A 16,864-nucleotide genomic window follows, 5' to 3' on the forward strand; every position below is an offset into this window, starting at 1 on the left:
ATTATCTAGCTCCTTTTAAATTGATTACTTGCTCTAATACTTGTACTGCATTCAATGCTGCACCTTTCAATAAATTGTCAGATGTGCACCAAACGTGGAATGTATTATCTAATGAGTCATCTCTACGGATACGGCCTACAAATACTTCATCTCTACCAGTAGAGTTAAGTGCCTGAGGATATTCATTTTTTTCAGGATTATCAACTAATACAACACGTTCGTCTTTATCAAATAAATCTTTAATTTCCTGTACAGTTGCTTCCTTATCTAAAGTAACGTCAATTTCAACACTATGACTATCTTGTACTGGAACACGTGCACATGTTGCAGTTACTTTTAATTCAGGCTCATGTAAAATCTTGCGTGTTTCATCAATCATTTTTTGTTCTTCTTTTGTATATCCATCCTCTAAGAATACATCAATATGTGGTAATACATTATTATAAATAGGGTGAGGATACGCTTCTGGTTCTTTACCATTTGCACCTTCAGCTAAATCTCTTTTACCTTTAATACCTGAACCTGAAACAGCTTGATAAGTTGTATATGCAACACGTTTTAAACCAAATTGATCTTGTAATACTTTTAATGGTACTACTGATTGAATTGTAGAACAGTTAGGGTTGGCAATAATGCCGCGCTTAAATTCAGGTTGATTTACTTCAGGTACAATTAAGTCAATATCTTCAGTCATGCGCCATTGACTAGAGTTATCGATGACAATTGCACCTGCCTTTTCAAAGATTGGGGCGAATTGTGCACTTGTGCCACCACCGGCACTCATTAGAACGTAGTCAAATTTTTCACTTGCTGCTTCTTCTGTTAATTCTTGTACAACATACGTTTGGCCTTGAAATTGAACTTCTTTTCCTGCTGATCTAGCTGATGAGAATAATACTAACTCATCGAACTTGATGTTTTTGCGATCAATTGTTTCTAACATTTTTGTTCCAACTAAACCTGTTGCTCCGACTACTGCTAATCTTGTCATAAAAGTCACTCCAATATCATTTGTTTGAATTTTAAAAAAATTATTTATAAGTAGCATGTTGATGTTTAAATATCAAATGCATTGTATAATACTTCAACCGCTTTTTCCCCATTATCAGCATCTATCACATAAGAAATACTAATTTCAGATGTTGTAGTTTGATAGAATGGGATATTTGCATTAATTAAAGTAATGAAAGCCTTTGATGCAACGCCCGATATATCTCTCATACCCGAACCAATAAGCGAAATTTTAACGTATTCTTCATTAATTTTATAATCCAATGCGTTAAATGAAGAAGAAAGGTTACTCAAAATAGTTGAAATTTGTTGTACATCACTATCTTTAATAGAGAATGATAGCTGCAATCCTTCAACGTTAACTATTTGGGATATCATATCCACATTTACTGAACCTTCTTCTAATGCTGTGAACAATTGCGTTAAAAGACGATTATCAGGTAGGGGATAACTAATTGTAACGTGCATCATATGCTTATCTAATGCTACACCTGTTACAGCTTTTTTCTCTAATAAGTCTGTTCTTGACATAATCCATGTTCCTTTCTCATTTGATAAAGTTCTACCGAGATACAATGGGATATCATAGTTCTTAGCAAGTTCTACGCTTCGAGTTTCAAGAACGCCTGCACCTAATGCACTCATTTCCATCATTTCTTCATAAGAAACATAATCTAAACGTTTTGCCTTACTTAATATTCGAGGGTCAGTGGCATAAACGCCATCAACGTCAGTATATATTTCACATGGAATTTGATTACTTGCAGCAATTGCAACTGCCGTTGTATCTGATCCTCCACGTCCTAACGTTGTAAGTTCAAATGCGTCATTAATACCTTGGAAACCAGCAACGACTAACACATCTTTGTCGGTGAATGCTTTATCAAATGTTTCTGGATTGATTTCAGCAATTCTGCTTTTTAAATGATGGCCAATCGTTTTAATACCTGCTTGATAACCAGTCATTGCTCTAGCATTAACACCGATATCATTTAACACCATGGATAAATATGATACCGTCTGTTGTTCACCGGTCGTTAAAAGTAGGGCGAGTTCCTCATCTTTAGGTGTAGCAGTAAGATTTGATACATTATCCATTAATTGATCTGTTGTTTTACCCATAGCACTAACAACTACAATTAATTGTTCACCGTCATCCACACGGTTCTTAAGCATTTCTGCAATATTTTTTATCTTTATAAAATTAGCGACGGATGAACCACCGAACTTCAAAACACTTCGCTTCAAAACTTTACCTCCTAAAATATAGGGAGGCACACGCTATAAAAAAGAACAAGTTCGGAAGTGCGAACTTGTTCGTGATTTATATACAAGTGATGCACTCCATTATTAAATAATAATGACAAACTTTCAGCTCTTAACCACAAAGTCCAACAAATCATAGCTGCGATTATGATTCATTTCGGCATCGCACCCTTTCTATATTAGCTGTTGCAGACAGTTTATCTAATATATACTGATGATTGATGCGCCTCATCAATTTCTTATTCAATTGCTATGTTTTATATTATACATATGGCAATTGTGTCTGTAAACCGATAATTGTGATTTTTTAAAATAGACTGAAAAATCAGAAAGTACTTTTACCATATGTAAGTAAAGGTTTATGAAATGGGTAATAAGATAGTAAAATACGCACTCCCCAATTTAGTAATAGGGAAGTGCGTATGTATTTATAGATTATTTTTGTAATACGCCAATCTCTTGTAAATATTCTTCATAAGGAACTTCTTTAGATAAACCACCTGATTGATTTAGATCAATCACACGATTTGCAATAGTATTGATAAATTCAAAGTCATAAGATGTAAAGATGATTGATCCTTTGAAAGAAGCTAATCCATCATTTACTGCTGTAATACTTTCTAAGTCAAGATGGTTAGTAGGTTCGTCTAATAGTAAAACATTGGCACTTGATAGCATCATTTTACTTAACATACAGCGAACTTTTTCACCACCAGAAAGTACACTAGCTTTCTTTTTAACTTCTTCACCACTAAATAACATTCGTCCTAAGAAACCACGTAAGAAAGTTTCTGTTTGTTCATCTTCAGGTGCATATTGACGTAACCAATCTACTAAATTCATGTCTACGCCTTCAAAGAACTCTGAGTTATCTTTAGGGAAGTAACTTAATGAAGTCGTTACACCCCATTTAAATGTACCTTCATCAGGCTCCATTTCACCAGCTAAAATTTTCAATAATGTAGTTTTTGCAATTTCACTATCTCCAATCAAAATTGCTTTATCATTAGGATTCATAGTGAATGAAATGTTATCAAGTACTTTTTCACCATCAATTGTTTTAGAAAGTCCTTGAACAGTCAATAAATCATTACCGATTTCACGTTCTGGTGTGAATTTAACATATGGATAACGTCTTGAAGATGGTTGTATATCATCTAATTCAATTTTTTCTAATTGTTTCTTACGACTTGTTGCCTGTTTAGATTTAGAGGCATTAGCTGAGAAACGTGCAATAAAGTCTTGTAACTCTTTAATTTTTTCTTCTTTTTTCTTATTTTGTTCTTGAGCCATTTTTTGAGCTAATTGACTAGATTGATACCAGAAATCATAGTTACCTACATATAATTTAATCTTACCGAAATCTAAATCAGCAATATGTGTACATACGTTGTTTAAAAAGTGACGGTCATGAGATACCACGATGACAGTATTATCGAAGTTAATTAAGAAATCCTCTAACCAACTAATGGCAGGAATATCTAAACCATTGGTAGGCTCATCGAGTAAAAGTACATCAGGCTCACCAAATAAACTTTGAGCTAATAAGACTTTCACTTTTTGATTATTTTCCAATTCTGACATTTGCTTATCATGTAAATCAGCAGATATGCCTAAACCTGAGAGTAAAGAAGCAGCGTCAGCCTCTGCGTTCCAACCATTCATTTCGGCGAATTCACCTTCTAGTTCAGCGGCACGTATACCATCCTCATCACTGAAATCAGGTTTCATATAAATTTCATCTTTTTCTTTCATGACTTCATATAAGCGTTCGTGTCCTTTGATAACAACATCTAATACTCGTTCTTCTTCATAGGCGAAGTGATCTTGTTTCAAAACAGCTAAACGTTCATCTTTACCCATTGAAACATGTCCTGTTTGAGAATCAATTTCTCCTGATAAAATTTTTAAAAACGTTGATTTACCAGCACCATTAGCCCCGATAAGCCCATAACAATTTCCTTCAGTAAACTTAATATTTACATCTTCAAATAGTTTACGATCGCCAAAACGTAAACTTACATCAGTTACTTGTAGCATGCTTTTACTCCTTTATTTATCGTTTATCTAACGGAAAAATTATATCATATTCTTTATATAGTTTCGACCTAATGCAAATCTAAACACGTGAATGATAGTTTTTAGTATGCATGTTATAATAATGAAGAATACAAACCCTCGAAGGAGAATATTATGGCATTAGATAAAGATATTGTTGGTTCAATTGAATTTTTAGAAGTCATTGGCTTAGAAGGTTCTACATACCTTTTAAAAGGTCCTAATGGTGAACAAGTAAAATTAAATCAATCAGAAATCAATGATGAAGATGAATTAGAAACAGGTGAAGAATATAGTTTCTTCATATATCCAAATCGCTCAGGCGAATTATTTGCTACTCAAAACATGCCTGACATTACAAAAGATAAATATGATTTTGCAAAAGTGTTAAAAACAGACCGAGATGGTGCACGTGTAGATGTAGGTTTACCAAGAGAAGTGCTAATCCCATGGGAAGATTTACCAAAAGTAAAATCACTATGGCCACAAACTGGAGATTATGTATTAGTAACATTACGTATAGATAGAGAAAATCAAATGTTTGCTCGTCTTGCTAGTGAAACAATTGTAGAAAAAATGTTTACACCTGTATATGATGATGAAAAACAGAATGAACTGATTAAAGCTAGACCATATCGACTATTAAGAATTGGTAGTTTCTTATTATCGAAGGAAGGCCATAAAATCTTTGTGCATGAATCAGAGCGTAAAGAAGAACCCCGATTAGGTGAAGAAGTAGAAGTACGTGTTATTGGTCATAATGACAAAGGGGAACTCAATGGTTCATTTTTACCTTTAGCTCATGAACGTCTTGATGATGATGGTCAAGTAATATTTGATTTATTAGTAGAATATGAAGGTGAATTACCTTTTTGGGATAAATCAAGCCCAGAAGCAATTAAAGAGGTGTTCAATATGAGTAAAGGCTCTTTTAAACGCGCAATAGGTCATTTATACAAACATAAAATTATTAATATTGAAACAGGCAAGATCTCTTTAACCAAAAAGGGTTGGAGTCGAGTAGAAGATAAATAATCATAAATATAAACATTTTCCTTCTATTAAAATAGTTGTTTTATTAGTACAAAATAATAACGTTAAAAATTAAATAATATTAAGTTAAAAATTAATTTAAAGTCATATTACTTATTCAAAGTAAAATACAACACTAACAATATATTTTACGCTTTCAGTCACCTTTACGGGAGTGATACAGCATTTCATTATGAATGCTGTATCACTCCCGTCTTTTTATAGATAATTTTTATGAAAAATATTGTTTTTCCTGCAATCTTAACGAAAACTTTACATTTAAACTATTTTATATTAATAAAAGGCATGTATCATAAGCATTGTAAGAAATACATATAACATTTTGGGTTATCTATTAGGAGGATATTTTAATGAAAAAATGGCAATTAGTTGGTACAACTGTTTTAGGCGCTTCAGTATTATTAGGCGCATGTGGCGGTGGAGATAGCAGTGGAAGTGGTTCTGGAGATGGCAAAGACCTTAAAGGTGAAGCAAAAGGTGAAGGTTCATCAACAGTAGCTCCTATCGTTGAGAAATTAAACGAAAAATGGGCTAAAGATCATCCAAACGCTACTATTTCATCTGGTCAAGCAGGTACTGGTGCTGGTTTTGAAAAATTCATCGCTGGCGAAACTGATTTCTCACAAGCTTCTAGACCTATTAAAGATGAAGAAAAACAAAAATTAGAAGACAAAGACATTAAATATAAAGAATTAAAAATTGCACAAGATGGTGTAACTGTTGCAGTTAACAAAGACAACGACTTTGTTAAAGAATTATCTAAAGATCAATTGAAAAAAATCTACAACGGCGAAGCTAAAACTTGGAAAGATGTAAACTCTAGCTGGCCTGACAAAAAAATCAAAGCTTTCTCTCCAAACTCAAGTCACGGTACTTATGATTTCTTTGAAGAAGAAGTAATGAATAAAGAAGATATCAAAGCAGAGAAAAACGGAGACACTAACGTAATTGTTCAATCAGTAGAGAAAAACAAAGAGGGTATCGGTTACTTCGGTTATAACTTCTACGAACAAAACAAAGATAAATTAAAAGAAGTTAAAATCAAAGACGATAAAGGTAAAACAACTGAACCAACTAAGAAAACAATCAAAGACGGTTCATATGCTTTAAGTAGACCATTATTCTTATATGTTAAAGAAAAATCATTAAAAGATAATGATGTTATGAAAGAATTCATCAAATTCACATTAGAAGACAAAGGTAAATCTGCTGAAGATGCTGGTTATGTAGCTTCTCCAGAAAAAACTTACAAAGATGAACTTAAAGAATTAAAAAAATACGATAAAAAATCAGATAAATAATAATCATTATTAATATCAAAGGGCTGGGAATTATTCAAGGGGTATTACAAGGTAGCAACTCTGCTACCTTGTTCTCGAATATATGGGTGATTGTTAAAATGTTTTAGGTTAATTTGAACTCATTGTTTACCTGATAATTTCTAGCGCTTTTTTAAATTTATTGGGAGAAAAAGAGAGGGTTATATATGGCATCGGAAACTAATGTTAGAGACTTGATAGCTAAAAATAACGCTAAAAAGGGCGGTTTCAGTGATAAAATCGTACCTATTATTTTAGGAATTATAGCTGCAATCTCAATTTTAACTACAATTGGTATTCTTTTCACTTTGATAACTGAGACAATAACATTCTTCACACGCGTATCTATTGTTGAATTTTTATTCACTAAAGACTGGAACCCAACTGGTTCTGATCCTAAATATGGTATTTGGGCTTTAGTTATTGGTACGTTGAAAATTACAGTAATTGCAACTATCGTCGCAGTTCCAATTGGATTAGGTGCTGCAATTTACTTAAGTGAATACGCAAGTGACAAAGCAAGACGTATTATTAAACCAATTCTTGAAATTTTAGCAGGTATTCCAACAATTGTATTTGGCTTCTTTGCTTTAACTTTTGTAACACCTGTACTAAGAACAATAATTCCAGCACTTGATAGTTTCAACTCTGTCAGTCCAGGAATTGTAGTAGGTATCATGATTGTTCCAGTAATTACAAGTATGAGTGAAGATGCAATGGCATCTGTTCCAAACAAAATTCGTGAGGGTGCTTATGGTTTAGGTTCAACAAAATTTGAAGTTGCTACTAAAGTAGTATTACCAGCCGCAGCTTCAGGTGTTGTAGCTTCAATCGTATTAGGTATTTCAAGAGCGATCGGTGAAACTATGATTGTTTCATTAGCTGCAGGTAGTTCACCAACAGCTTCATTAAACTTAACGAATTCAATTCAAACTATGACTGGTTATATTGTTGAAGTTGCAACTGGAGATGCTACATTCGGTTCTGATATGTACTACAGTATTTATGCAGTAGGTTTCACATTATTTATTTTCACATTGATAATGAACTTAATTTCTTATTGGATTTCGAAACGCTTCAGAGAGGAGTATTAATATGACAGCTACTACAAATCCTAAAGCTAAAACACTAATTGACCAAAACAAAGTAGAAAAAAATATCTCAAGTCGTGATAAAACAAATAAATTAAATAAATGGTTATTCTTTACATGTATTGTAATAGCTTTATTAGTACTTGCAGCATTATTGATACAAACATTTGTTAAAGGTGTTGGCTATCTTACACCAGATTTCTTTACAAATTTCTCTTCTTCTACACCTTCACAAGCAGGTATTAAAGGTGCGTTAGCAGGGACAATTTGGTTAATGATAAGTATTATTCCAATCTCTATCGTTCTTGGTGTAGGTACAGCGATTTATTTAGAAGAATACGCTAAAGACAATTTCTTTACTAGTTTCGTTAAAATTAGTATTTCTAACTTAGCTGGTGTACCTTCTATCGTATTCGGTTTACTTGGATTAACATTATTCGTTCGTGGTGGCGGTATTCAAGCATTAGCATTAGGAAATAGCGTTATTGCTGCCGCTTTAACAATGTCATTGTTAATTCTACCGATTATTATCGTATCAAGTCAGGAGGCAATCAGAGCAGTTCCTAATTCTGTTCGCGAAGCTTCTTATGGCTTAGGTGCAAATAAATGGCAAACTATTCGTCGTGTCGTATTACCGGCTGCTTTACCTGGTATTTTGACTGGTTTCATCTTATCACTATCACGCGCATTAGGAGAAACAGCACCATTAATCTTAATTGGTATACCAACTATTCTATTAGCAACACCAACAAGCATTATGTCTATGTTCACAGCATTACCAACTCAAATTTACACTTGGGCTAAAATGCCTCAAGCTGAATTCCAAAATGTTGCATCAGCAGCAATTATTATATTACTTGTAATCTTATTACTAATGAACGCAATAGCCATTTTCTTACGTAACAAGTTCTCTAGAAAATATTAATCCAATCAAATACAACATAATTTAGGGAGTGAAGGTTGAATCGATAATATCATGTTTTTAATAGAGCATAACTATCGTTTCAATCTTACAGATATAAAGGAGTTTTAATTATGGCAAATACAAATATTAAAGATAAAGAGTTAGCAAAACATACTGATCAATCTCAAGAATCAATTTCAACAGTAGTTTCATCTAATGAAGTTAAACACAATAAAGAATCAGATAGCAATAAAAAAGTAGTTTATTCAACACAAAACTTAGATTTATGGTACGGAGATACACATGCGCTACAAAACATTAATTTAGATATTTTAGAAAATAATGTAACTGCTATTATTGGACCATCTGGTTGTGGTAAATCAACTTATATTAAAACATTAAATCGTATGGTAGAATTAGTACCTTCAGTAAAAACTGCTGGTAAAATTCTATACCGTGACCAAAATATTTTTGATGAAAACTATTCTAAAGAAAAATTAAGAACAAATGTAGGTATGGTATTCCAACAACCAAACCCATTCCCAAAATCAATTTACGATAATATCACTTATGGTCCTAAAACTCACGGTATTAAAGATAAAAAATTATTAGATGAAATCGTAGAAAAATCATTACGTGGCGCGGCAATTTGGGATGAATTAAAAGATAGATTACACACAAACGCTTACGGTTTATCTGGTGGGCAACAACAACGTGTTTGTATTGCTAGATGTTTAGCTATTGAACCAGATGTTATTTTAATGGACGAGCCTACATCAGCTTTAGACCCAATCTCTACATTAAGAGTTGAAGAACTTGTTCAAGAATTAAAAGAAAATTACTCTATTATTATGGTTACACACAACATGCAACAAGCTGCACGTGTATCTGATAAAACAGCATTCTTCCTTAATGGTTATGTTAACGAATACGACGACACTGATAAAATCTTCTCTAATCCTTCTGATAAACAAACAGAAGACTACATCTCAGGACGTTTTGGTTAATATTCTATAATGATGACCATTATTAGACATAAATACGAAGGTCAATTAGGTGAATTAATTAAGGATATTCGTCACCTTGGTCTTCGTGTTTATTTTAATCTCGAACATGCATTAGTGTCGTTAAGTGAAGAGGATAAAAATTTTGCAAGACAAGTCATTGAGAATGATAAAATAATCAATAACTTAGATTATGATATTAATGAAAAAGTTATTATGTTAATTACAAAGCAACAGCCAATTGCTACGGATTTAAGAATGATGATGGCAGCTTTAAAAATTTCCACAGACTTTGAACGCATGGGAGATAACGCAGCACATATAGCGCATATTCGTCTTCGAGTAAAGATTACAGATCACTATGTATTGACTCGATTAAAAACGATGGGGAAATTAGCAATGCTAATGTTGCAAGATCTTAATACAGCTACGAAACAAGAGGATATAACGTTAATCAAAGAAATTATTGAGCGTGATAAAGATATTGATGATCTTTATGCAAATATAGTTAACACAACATATTTAATAGATAATGACCCTTTTGTTGCTGGCCAAGCACATTTAGCTGCACGAAATCTTGAAAGAGTCGGAGACCATGTTAGAAATATTGCAGAGAGCGTTTATTATTTCTATACTGGTGAACATTATGAAAAATAATATAGTATCAAATCCTAAATAACCCAAAATCAAACAATTAAACCCTGATAAGACTGATTAAATCAGTTATTATCAGGGTTTTACTATTAATCAAAATATATATAATTTAATTAGCCTTGTTGTCAATTTCATTTGTTAATTGTTCAGCTTCATTAACTAAATCAGAGATATATTTAATAGTAGCTTTAAGTGGTGCATCTGTAGTGATATCAACACCTGCAATTTTTGCTAATTCAATAGGAGATAGACTTCCACCCGCTTTTAATGTCTCAAGCCATGCATCTACAGCTGGTTGGCCTTCTTGTTTAATTTTTTGTGAAACAACCGTACCAATTGTTAATCCAGCAGAGTAAGTGTATGAGTATAATCCCATATAGTAGTGGGGTTGACGCATCCAAGTTAATTCAGTTCCATCTGTTAATTCAACAGCATCACCAAAGAATTGTTCATAAACGTCTCTCATAATCTTATTAAGCACAGGTGCTGTGAGTGACTCACCATTATCAACTTTGCGATATACTTCACGTTGGTAAGCAGCTTCTAACAAGTGTGTTACCATATTATGATAATATGTGCGTGATAAAATAGATCCAATTACCCAACGTTTAAATTTAGGATCTTCACTGTTACTGAATAGATAATTTGCCATTAACATTTCATTCATGGTAGATGGTGCTTCTACAAAGTACATTGAAGCTTCAGAATCTAATAAATTTTGATGTTGTTGTGCCAATGTAAAATGACCTGCATGTCCCAATTCGTGTGCTAGTACAAACGTTTCAGTCATCTTTCCAGTCCATGAAATAAATACATATGAATGTGTATAATAAGGGCTAGCACAGTAAGCACCTGTGTCTTTTCCTTTATTTTGTGCAAAATCTATCCAACGATCACTATATGCTTGCTCAACCATTTGTATATAATCTTCGCCCAGTACATTTAAAGCACCATGAATATATTGTTTAGAATCTTCGATTGATATTTCAGGTTCATAGCTTGGATCAACAGAAACCTTTAAATCCTCAAAGCGCATTTTATCTAAACCGTGTATACGTTGTAATAATTTAGCGTATTTTTGCATTACAGGTGCTAAATTACTCATAATTACGTCGATTTGTCTGTCATACATTTCTCGTGTAACTTCTTGATCGTGTAATAAATAGTCTATGACAGAATCATATCCTCTTAAGTCAGCCTCAATTTTTTCTTGTTGCACATGTTGATTGTAAGTCGCAGCAGTAGTATGTTGATATTTTTTCAGAGCATCACTAAAGCTTTTAAAACTTTTTTGTCTAAATTCTGGATCAGCATTATCCTCGTATTCATTCTCAAATGTTGCGTAATCCATAGGGTATGTCACATTGTTATGTTCAAATGATTCGAAGGCAATATCAAGCATTTTCGTTGTGCCGTATAATTCATATGCACTTTGAAAAGTAGGCGATAAACTCGCCATTACTTGTTCCACTTCAGGTGACAATTGATATGGCTTACTTTCAATTAATTTCTCTAAGTAGTGAGGCACATCAGATTCTTCTATTGCTTCTTTAATAATCTCTTCAGGTAACATTAATATTTCAGATTCTACAAAGGATAACTGACTTGAAATCTTACCATAATTTGTCGATAACTTTGCGCTTAATGTTTGTGCATCAGTATTAGCAGTATCAACGCTTAGTCTTAGTTCCGCATAATTACCAAGACGATCAAGTTGAATAAGAATATTTTCAAATTCTGATAATACTTTTTTTATCATCTTAGCATCTGAAATTTTCCCTTTATATTGTTGATTAAATGACTTCGATTGATTTAGTACATTATCTAAAGCGTCATAAAATTGTTCATCACTATCAAACAAATCATTTAAATTCCATTTTTCTAGTTCTGAAACATCTTTTCTAAATGGTAAACCTGACGTCATAAATTCCACTCCCTTAAAAATCATTTCACAATCATTATACACAATATCATTTTCAAACTCATTATTAAGCCTCAAGACCGAGTTATGCTTATAGGCAAAGGGGTATAATTTAATTTCATATTATTGTATAGTATTTAAAAGAAAGATTTTTATTATGATAGGAGATATACATGACTATTTTTGATATGCCCAACTATTTATGGATTACAATAGTTGCAACGATAATTTTAACTGTCTTCTGTGCTTTAGTACTTAAGAAATGGTTTGTATCCGCAGTAATTACATTTGTTGCGTTAGCTATCTTAGCATTTTTTATTCCTAATTTTTATGATATCTCATTTCAACCATTACTAGGATATGCTGCTTTTCTAGCCATTATCAGTTTAATTATCAGCTTTTTATTATGGTATTTCACTAGAAATTGGCGTCGTGAACGTAAAAAGAAACAACTAGAAAAAGAAATTCGTAAATATGAAGATGATGACGAAACAATCCGTCGTCGTAGAAGATAATAAAAAAGCGTTTGAAACATATATGCATACTTGCATATTAAAATGTTTCAAACGCTTTTTTCTAAAGTAAGGGGATTAAAAACATTTCACTAATTATTTTTAAAAGCTTTTTCAATTTTGTCTAATTGCTCAATGGTAGTTTCAATTCCACCCTCAGAAAAATACCATGCGTTAGATTCAAATTGATATACTTGTTTGTTCTTAATAGCTTTTAAAATTTTTATAAGGTCGTTATTTAATGCAGAAAGTAACGACTTATCATTTCCTTTTTGAGTACGATCAATTACAAATAGTTTATCTGGGTTTACTTTGTTTAAATACTCATAAGTAATAGAATTCCCAGCAGAATTGGCTTTCATGGCTGTGTCAGCATGTTTTAATCCTAAATCTTTATTTAAGAACACTCCAAAACGACCAGTAGGTCCAAATGCTTTAACACCTTTATCATCCACATTTAAAAACAAGACCGTATCGTCATTAATAACTTTTTTAGTTTCAGCAACTTTTTTACTTAGTTTCTCATTAAGTATTTTAGCTTTGTTTTGTTGTTTGAATATTTTCTCAAACAATGTCGTATTTTCTTTAATGGAATCAATATAACGATCATTATCAAGACTTACAAATAATATTTTAGCGTTAGGGTCAGCTTTTTTTATTTCATCTAGCGTTTTAGTATGTGCTTGTCTAAATGATGTGAAGATAACTTCGGGTTTAGCTTTAGCTAAATTATCATAATTAGGTTGTCCAGGGTTACCTAAATTAGTATACTTATCATTTTAAAATTCTGAAAGGGAAGAAGGTAAGAAAGTAGCACCTTTACCTTTCGCAATTGCCACAATCCTATCTTCCAATCCCATCTGTTTCATAATTTCTAATGCACTATAATCTATTACAGCCACTCTATCTGGATTTACTGGTACCTTAACTTTCTCAGTTTTCATTTTTCCTTTAGTATGTGTATTATTCTTATCTTTAAACTCATATGTATTCTCAACTGTAATCGTATCCTTTAAAGATGACGACGATTTAGAAGTTGAATCCTTACCGTACGCAGATAATAATAAAACTATTGTGAAAAGTATAACTATAAATTTAAATGAATTTTTCATAATTAACCTCCTATGAAATTATTATATTTGCAATTGATAATCATTTTCGATAAGAAGTTGTTTATATTTCATTATAAATGAAGCTATTTTAGTAATGTTTGCTTAATTCATCTAAAGATACACATAGCGCTTCCGTATTTGCATAAATACAACGGATATTTTTATTATTTTTTAAAATAGATGCATCCATTGATTCATTATTTACAAAATAACCAACTTTAGCATGTTGCAACATTTCAATATCATTATGATCGTTACCGAATGCAACATACGTAGGATATTTACCGAGTATATGCTCAATAGCAGTAAATTTATTAATATATTTAGCTGTAATATCAATATTAAGTTCATTTGAATGATTAATTAGTGAAAGACTAGGTGCATTGGTAGCTATATATGTTACAACTTCGTCAAAGTCTTTTTCATCTATGTTCAATAAAATCGTCTTAATAGGTGAAGTAATCTCATTAATAGTTAATTTTTGTGCTAATAGTTGAGGATCTAGGCGTTGATAAATTGTATTTGTAGCATCAACACGTGCTGCATAATTCCATTCATCATCAACAATGTAATTCAAGTTATATTGATTAATGACATGTTTTATCACATTAAATGTTTCAAACTGATTAGTTGCAAGTGTATTTATACGACCATTAATAGAGATAATGGAACCATTACCACCAATAAGTGCAAATTTATGAAATTTATTAGGTAGTACAGTAATAAATCACGAATTGGTCTAGCTGAAGCAAAAATAATTTTATGTCCTATATTATGTAAACTAAAAAGTTGGTCGGTAATTTTACAGTCAATTTGACGACCATCAAAGCAAATTGTTCAATCAATATCCAACACGATATTGATATATTTCCTTTATATATTAGTATATTTAGAGTTAAGCATAAATAACTATATATAACCAGATATTTAAATGAATTGTTGCTGAATAGATAGTAAATGTATATATAAAATCAGACATAGTAGGTAGCAAGATAGGTCCCCTGAGTTACTATTTATAACTTCCTATAATATATATTATGTAAACTAAAATGGAGCACAAATAATTATCTACATAAAACCTTTAAATTAATACGCTGTCAGGACGATTTTTGAACATGTTTTATTATTGTTACGTATGATTGATTGTTATCTTACAATATTTAGCTTAAATAATTTGTTCATTCTAAGCTAATTAATTTAATACTTAAAAATACACATGGTTATATAAATGTGTTTAATCTTTGTCAAAGCTAATTGTTAACTAATTAAGTACTACAACAGTTATTAATATCATCTACATAAAGCGAGTCATCGAGAACTCTTATTATATAGACTTAAGTAAATGTAATAATCTCAATTTTAGATATTAGGTTTAGTTATTACATTTGAATGAATCGTAACTTTTTCGTATTAATCTTGGTATCTATTTATATAAATTGTTAGTCTTAACTAAATTTGCTAAAGAATAATAATGTAAATATTTTAAATTTAGCAAAATAAATTTGTTTTGTAATATTATTGCTAAAAATCAGACGTGTGGTAATATTAAATTGTAGGGGGCAACATGAAAATCAACTTAGAATTTACCTACACTGTATTGTAACTTGTCTCTATCACGAGTTACGATAAAAAAAGGCTGTGACATCCACCATGTCACAGCCTTTAATAACATCAATTTATTTTTTTACTTTTTTGCGAATTGTATTAAGTGTATTAAACAACCAATATTTAACCTTGTTTATAGGTTTATAGAAGTCCCCGATTAGCTCTTCAATGTAAACATTAAATCCTCTTTTAAAGCGATAAACACCATAATCTTCACTGTTCTCTGTAAAATCACCAGATAAACCATAAAAATTATATCGATCATATCCATGTTCGAAGCAATAGTTCATCATATGCCAATGCATCATATATGGTCCCATATAATTATTATATTTTTCAGATGAACCTCCAGAGAAGTAATTCACTTCATATGAATTTGCAAAGAAAATTCCTGATGCCAAATTCAAGATTTGGCCATCTGTCTGACGTAATTCGCTTGCTTGTAAGAGTTCTTTTTTATCGTGTTCAATTTGCTTATCTAATTCTGCAATTTTTCTAAGTTGTTTATCATTTTTATTTTCTTTTGCCATCATTTGATCACGACGGTTTTCTTTATCATTTAAAGCGTCTTGCAATGATTTTATGTATTCATCTAAATCAATATATGCGAGTGGAACAAGCACTTTATCTCCATAAGTATCAAAGAAGTTATAGAAATATTCGTCTGTTTTTGATACGAAACCTGTTCTTGCTTCTGTTTCACGGTATAAATCTAAGAATATATGAAACTCATCTCTACCAAGGAATCTTACTTTCACCCCGTAGTTTATCGCTTTATTAATATTTCTTTTACGTTGGCTATCAAATTGTTTTCTTAATGATGCAGGTGTTTCACCTTTTAGAAAGCTAACACCCATCCATCTTGCTTGACTTGATGTGTCATATTTAGTAGTGAATCCATGGTGTTCATATCCATGTGATTTAAATAAATTAACTACAGCATCATTTTTCTCTCTATCTTCAAGTGGATTAATATCTTTATCATAAATTTGATAAATCCAATATGGATCAATTTTAACGTATAAGCATTGGTGTTGATGTAAATACTTTTCTAATTCACGTAAATAAAAATCAACTAAGCCTAAATCAGAATAATCCATTACTGGGCCTCGATTTGAGTAATATACATAGCTTCCCATGGTCGGAATTTTAGAGAAAAGACTAGCAGCTAGTACTTTATTGCTTTCATCTTTTACACCTAGTAACACTACTTCAAAGCCATCATTTTCACGTGTTTGAATATTCTCTTTCATTTGGAAGTAATGGCTTTCTAATGATGGGTTTTGTACAAAGTTTTCGAATTCTTTAACTGTTAACTCTGTAAATTTCATATTCGTCTATTCCCCTCTTAATT

13 protein-coding genes, 1 pseudogene and 1 riboswitch are annotated in these 16,864 nt (G+C 31.6%); of the genes and pseudogenes, 7 read left to right on the plus strand and 7 right to left on the minus strand.

Annotated features, from left to right (window positions below; genetic code table 11):
- Position 1: 1 nt before the first annotated feature.
- From HMPREF3265_RS08265 to HMPREF3265_RS08275, 3 genes are all read right to left on the minus strand, one after another.
- Positions 2-991 carry an aspartate-semialdehyde dehydrogenase gene (locus tag HMPREF3265_RS08265; RefSeq protein ID WP_011275809.1) on the minus strand — a complete coding sequence of 330 codons (990 nt, stop codon included), beginning with the start codon at positions 989-991 and terminating at the stop codon, positions 2-4.
- Between the two features lie 65 nt (positions 992-1,056).
- Positions 1,057-2,259, minus strand: coding sequence for an aspartate kinase (locus HMPREF3265_RS08270; protein ID WP_070861345.1), 1,203 nt, complete (start codon positions 2,257-2,259; stop codon positions 1,057-1,059).
- A gap of 81 nt (positions 2,260-2,340) precedes the next feature.
- Positions 2,341-2,517: riboswitch (Lysine riboswitch) on the minus strand.
- 195 nt (positions 2,518-2,712) lie between these two features.
- Positions 2,713-4,317: an ABC-F family ATP-binding cassette domain-containing protein gene (locus HMPREF3265_RS08275; RefSeq protein WP_011275812.1), complete on the minus strand. Its 1,605-nt coding sequence runs from the start codon at positions 4,315-4,317 to the stop codon at positions 2,713-2,715.
- A gap of 153 nt (positions 4,318-4,470) precedes the next feature.
- Here HMPREF3265_RS08275 and cvfB point away from each other — a divergent pair, with 153 nt between their 5' ends.
- The 6 genes from cvfB to phoU all read left to right on the plus strand — a co-directional run bounded on the left by cvfB (position 4,471) and on the right by phoU (position 10,363).
- A complete protein-coding gene (gene cvfB / locus HMPREF3265_RS08280; RefSeq protein ID WP_070440022.1) occupies positions 4,471-5,370 on the plus strand; it encodes an RNA-binding virulence regulatory protein CvfB in 900 nt (299 codons plus the stop codon).
- 368 nt (positions 5,371-5,738) lie between these two features.
- Positions 5,739-6,689, plus strand: coding sequence for a PstS family phosphate ABC transporter substrate-binding protein (locus HMPREF3265_RS08285; RefSeq protein WP_037551398.1), 951 nt, complete (start codon positions 5,739-5,741; stop codon positions 6,687-6,689).
- A gap of 185 nt (positions 6,690-6,874) precedes the next feature.
- Positions 6,875-7,801, plus strand: a complete 927-nt coding sequence (gene pstC, locus HMPREF3265_RS08290; RefSeq protein ID WP_011275815.1) for a phosphate ABC transporter permease subunit PstC — start codon at positions 6,875-6,877, stop codon at positions 7,799-7,801.
- Position 7,802: 1 nt separating this feature from the next.
- Positions 7,803-8,723 carry a phosphate ABC transporter permease PstA gene (gene pstA / locus HMPREF3265_RS08295; RefSeq protein ID WP_070581388.1) on the plus strand — a complete coding sequence of 307 codons (921 nt, stop codon included), beginning with the start codon at positions 7,803-7,805 and terminating at the stop codon, positions 8,721-8,723.
- 110 nt (positions 8,724-8,833) lie between these two features.
- Positions 8,834-9,709 carry a phosphate ABC transporter ATP-binding protein PstB gene (pstB, locus tag HMPREF3265_RS08300; RefSeq protein WP_070581389.1) on the plus strand — a complete coding sequence of 292 codons (876 nt, stop codon included), beginning with the start codon at positions 8,834-8,836 and terminating at the stop codon, positions 9,707-9,709.
- A 12-nt stretch (positions 9,710-9,721) separates the two neighbouring features.
- Positions 9,722-10,363, plus strand: coding sequence for a phosphate signaling complex protein PhoU (gene phoU / locus HMPREF3265_RS08305; protein ID WP_037551427.1), 642 nt, complete (start codon positions 9,722-9,724; stop codon positions 10,361-10,363).
- A 106-nt stretch (positions 10,364-10,469) separates the two neighbouring features.
- Here phoU and pepF read toward each other — a convergent pair whose 3' ends face one another.
- The gene (pepF, locus tag HMPREF3265_RS08310; RefSeq protein WP_070861348.1) at positions 10,470-12,284 is read right to left on the minus strand and encodes an oligoendopeptidase F; all 1,815 of its coding nucleotides are present in this window, start codon (positions 12,282-12,284) and stop codon (positions 10,470-10,472) included.
- Positions 12,285-12,454: 170 nt separating this feature from the next.
- On the opposite strand from pepF, the gene HMPREF3265_RS08315 reads away from it, so the two are divergent.
- Positions 12,455-12,796 carry a hypothetical protein gene (locus tag HMPREF3265_RS08315; protein ID WP_070581391.1) on the plus strand — a complete coding sequence of 114 codons (342 nt, stop codon included), beginning with the start codon at positions 12,455-12,457 and terminating at the stop codon, positions 12,794-12,796.
- An 89-nt stretch (positions 12,797-12,885) separates the two neighbouring features.
- On the opposite strand, the pseudogene HMPREF3265_RS08320 reads toward HMPREF3265_RS08315, so the two are convergent.
- From HMPREF3265_RS08320 to HMPREF3265_RS08330, 3 genes and pseudogenes are all read right to left on the minus strand, one after another.
- Positions 12,886-13,905: pseudogene (locus HMPREF3265_RS08320) on the minus strand (siderophore ABC transporter substrate-binding protein).
- 88 nt (positions 13,906-13,993) lie between these two features.
- Positions 13,994-14,629 (minus strand): HAD hydrolase family protein, encoded by a 636-nt coding sequence (locus tag HMPREF3265_RS08325; protein WP_341353477.1) that lies wholly within the window; start codon positions 14,627-14,629, stop codon positions 13,994-13,996.
- A gap of 952 nt (positions 14,630-15,581) precedes the next feature.
- A complete protein-coding gene (locus HMPREF3265_RS08330; protein WP_070440030.1) occupies positions 15,582-16,841 on the minus strand; it encodes an aminoacyltransferase in 1,260 nt (419 codons plus the stop codon).
- Positions 16,842-16,864: the final 23 nt, after the last annotated feature.

The sequence above is a fragment of the Staphylococcus sp. HMSC62B09 genome, from assembly GCF_001839115.1.
GTDB lineage: Bacteria > Bacillota > Bacilli > Staphylococcales > Staphylococcaceae > Staphylococcus > Staphylococcus haemolyticus.

Excerpts from the sequence above, each read along its gene's own strand:
- HMPREF3265_RS08315 (WP_070581391.1), top strand. The coding sequence starts at position 12,455 with ATGACTATTTTTGATATGCCCAACTATTTATGGATTACAATAGTTGCA.
- pstB (WP_070581389.1), top strand. The coding sequence starts at position 8,834 with ATGGCAAATACAAATATTAAAGATAAAGAGTTAGCAAAACATACTGAT.
- HMPREF3265_RS08275 (WP_011275812.1), bottom strand. The coding sequence starts at position 4,317 with ATGCTACAAGTAACTGATGTAAGTTTACGTTTTGGCGATCGTAAACTA.
- pstA (WP_070581388.1), top strand. The coding sequence starts at position 7,803 with ATGACAGCTACTACAAATCCTAAAGCTAAAACACTAATTGACCAAAAC.
- phoU (WP_037551427.1), top strand. The coding sequence starts at position 9,722 with ATGACCATTATTAGACATAAATACGAAGGTCAATTAGGTGAATTAATT.
- cvfB (WP_070440022.1), top strand. The coding sequence starts at position 4,471 with ATGGCATTAGATAAAGATATTGTTGGTTCAATTGAATTTTTAGAAGTC.
- HMPREF3265_RS08265 (WP_011275809.1), bottom strand. The coding sequence starts at position 991 with ATGACAAGATTAGCAGTAGTCGGAGCAACAGGTTTAGTTGGAACAAAA.
- pepF (WP_070861348.1), bottom strand. The coding sequence starts at position 12,284 with ATGACGTCAGGTTTACCATTTAGAAAAGATGTTTCAGAACTAGAAAAA.
- HMPREF3265_RS08330 (WP_070440030.1), bottom strand. The coding sequence starts at position 16,841 with ATGAAATTTACAGAGTTAACAGTTAAAGAATTCGAAAACTTTGTACAA.
- HMPREF3265_RS08285 (WP_037551398.1), top strand. The coding sequence starts at position 5,739 with ATGAAAAAATGGCAATTAGTTGGTACAACTGTTTTAGGCGCTTCAGTA.
- pstC (WP_011275815.1), top strand. The coding sequence starts at position 6,875 with ATGGCATCGGAAACTAATGTTAGAGACTTGATAGCTAAAAATAACGCT.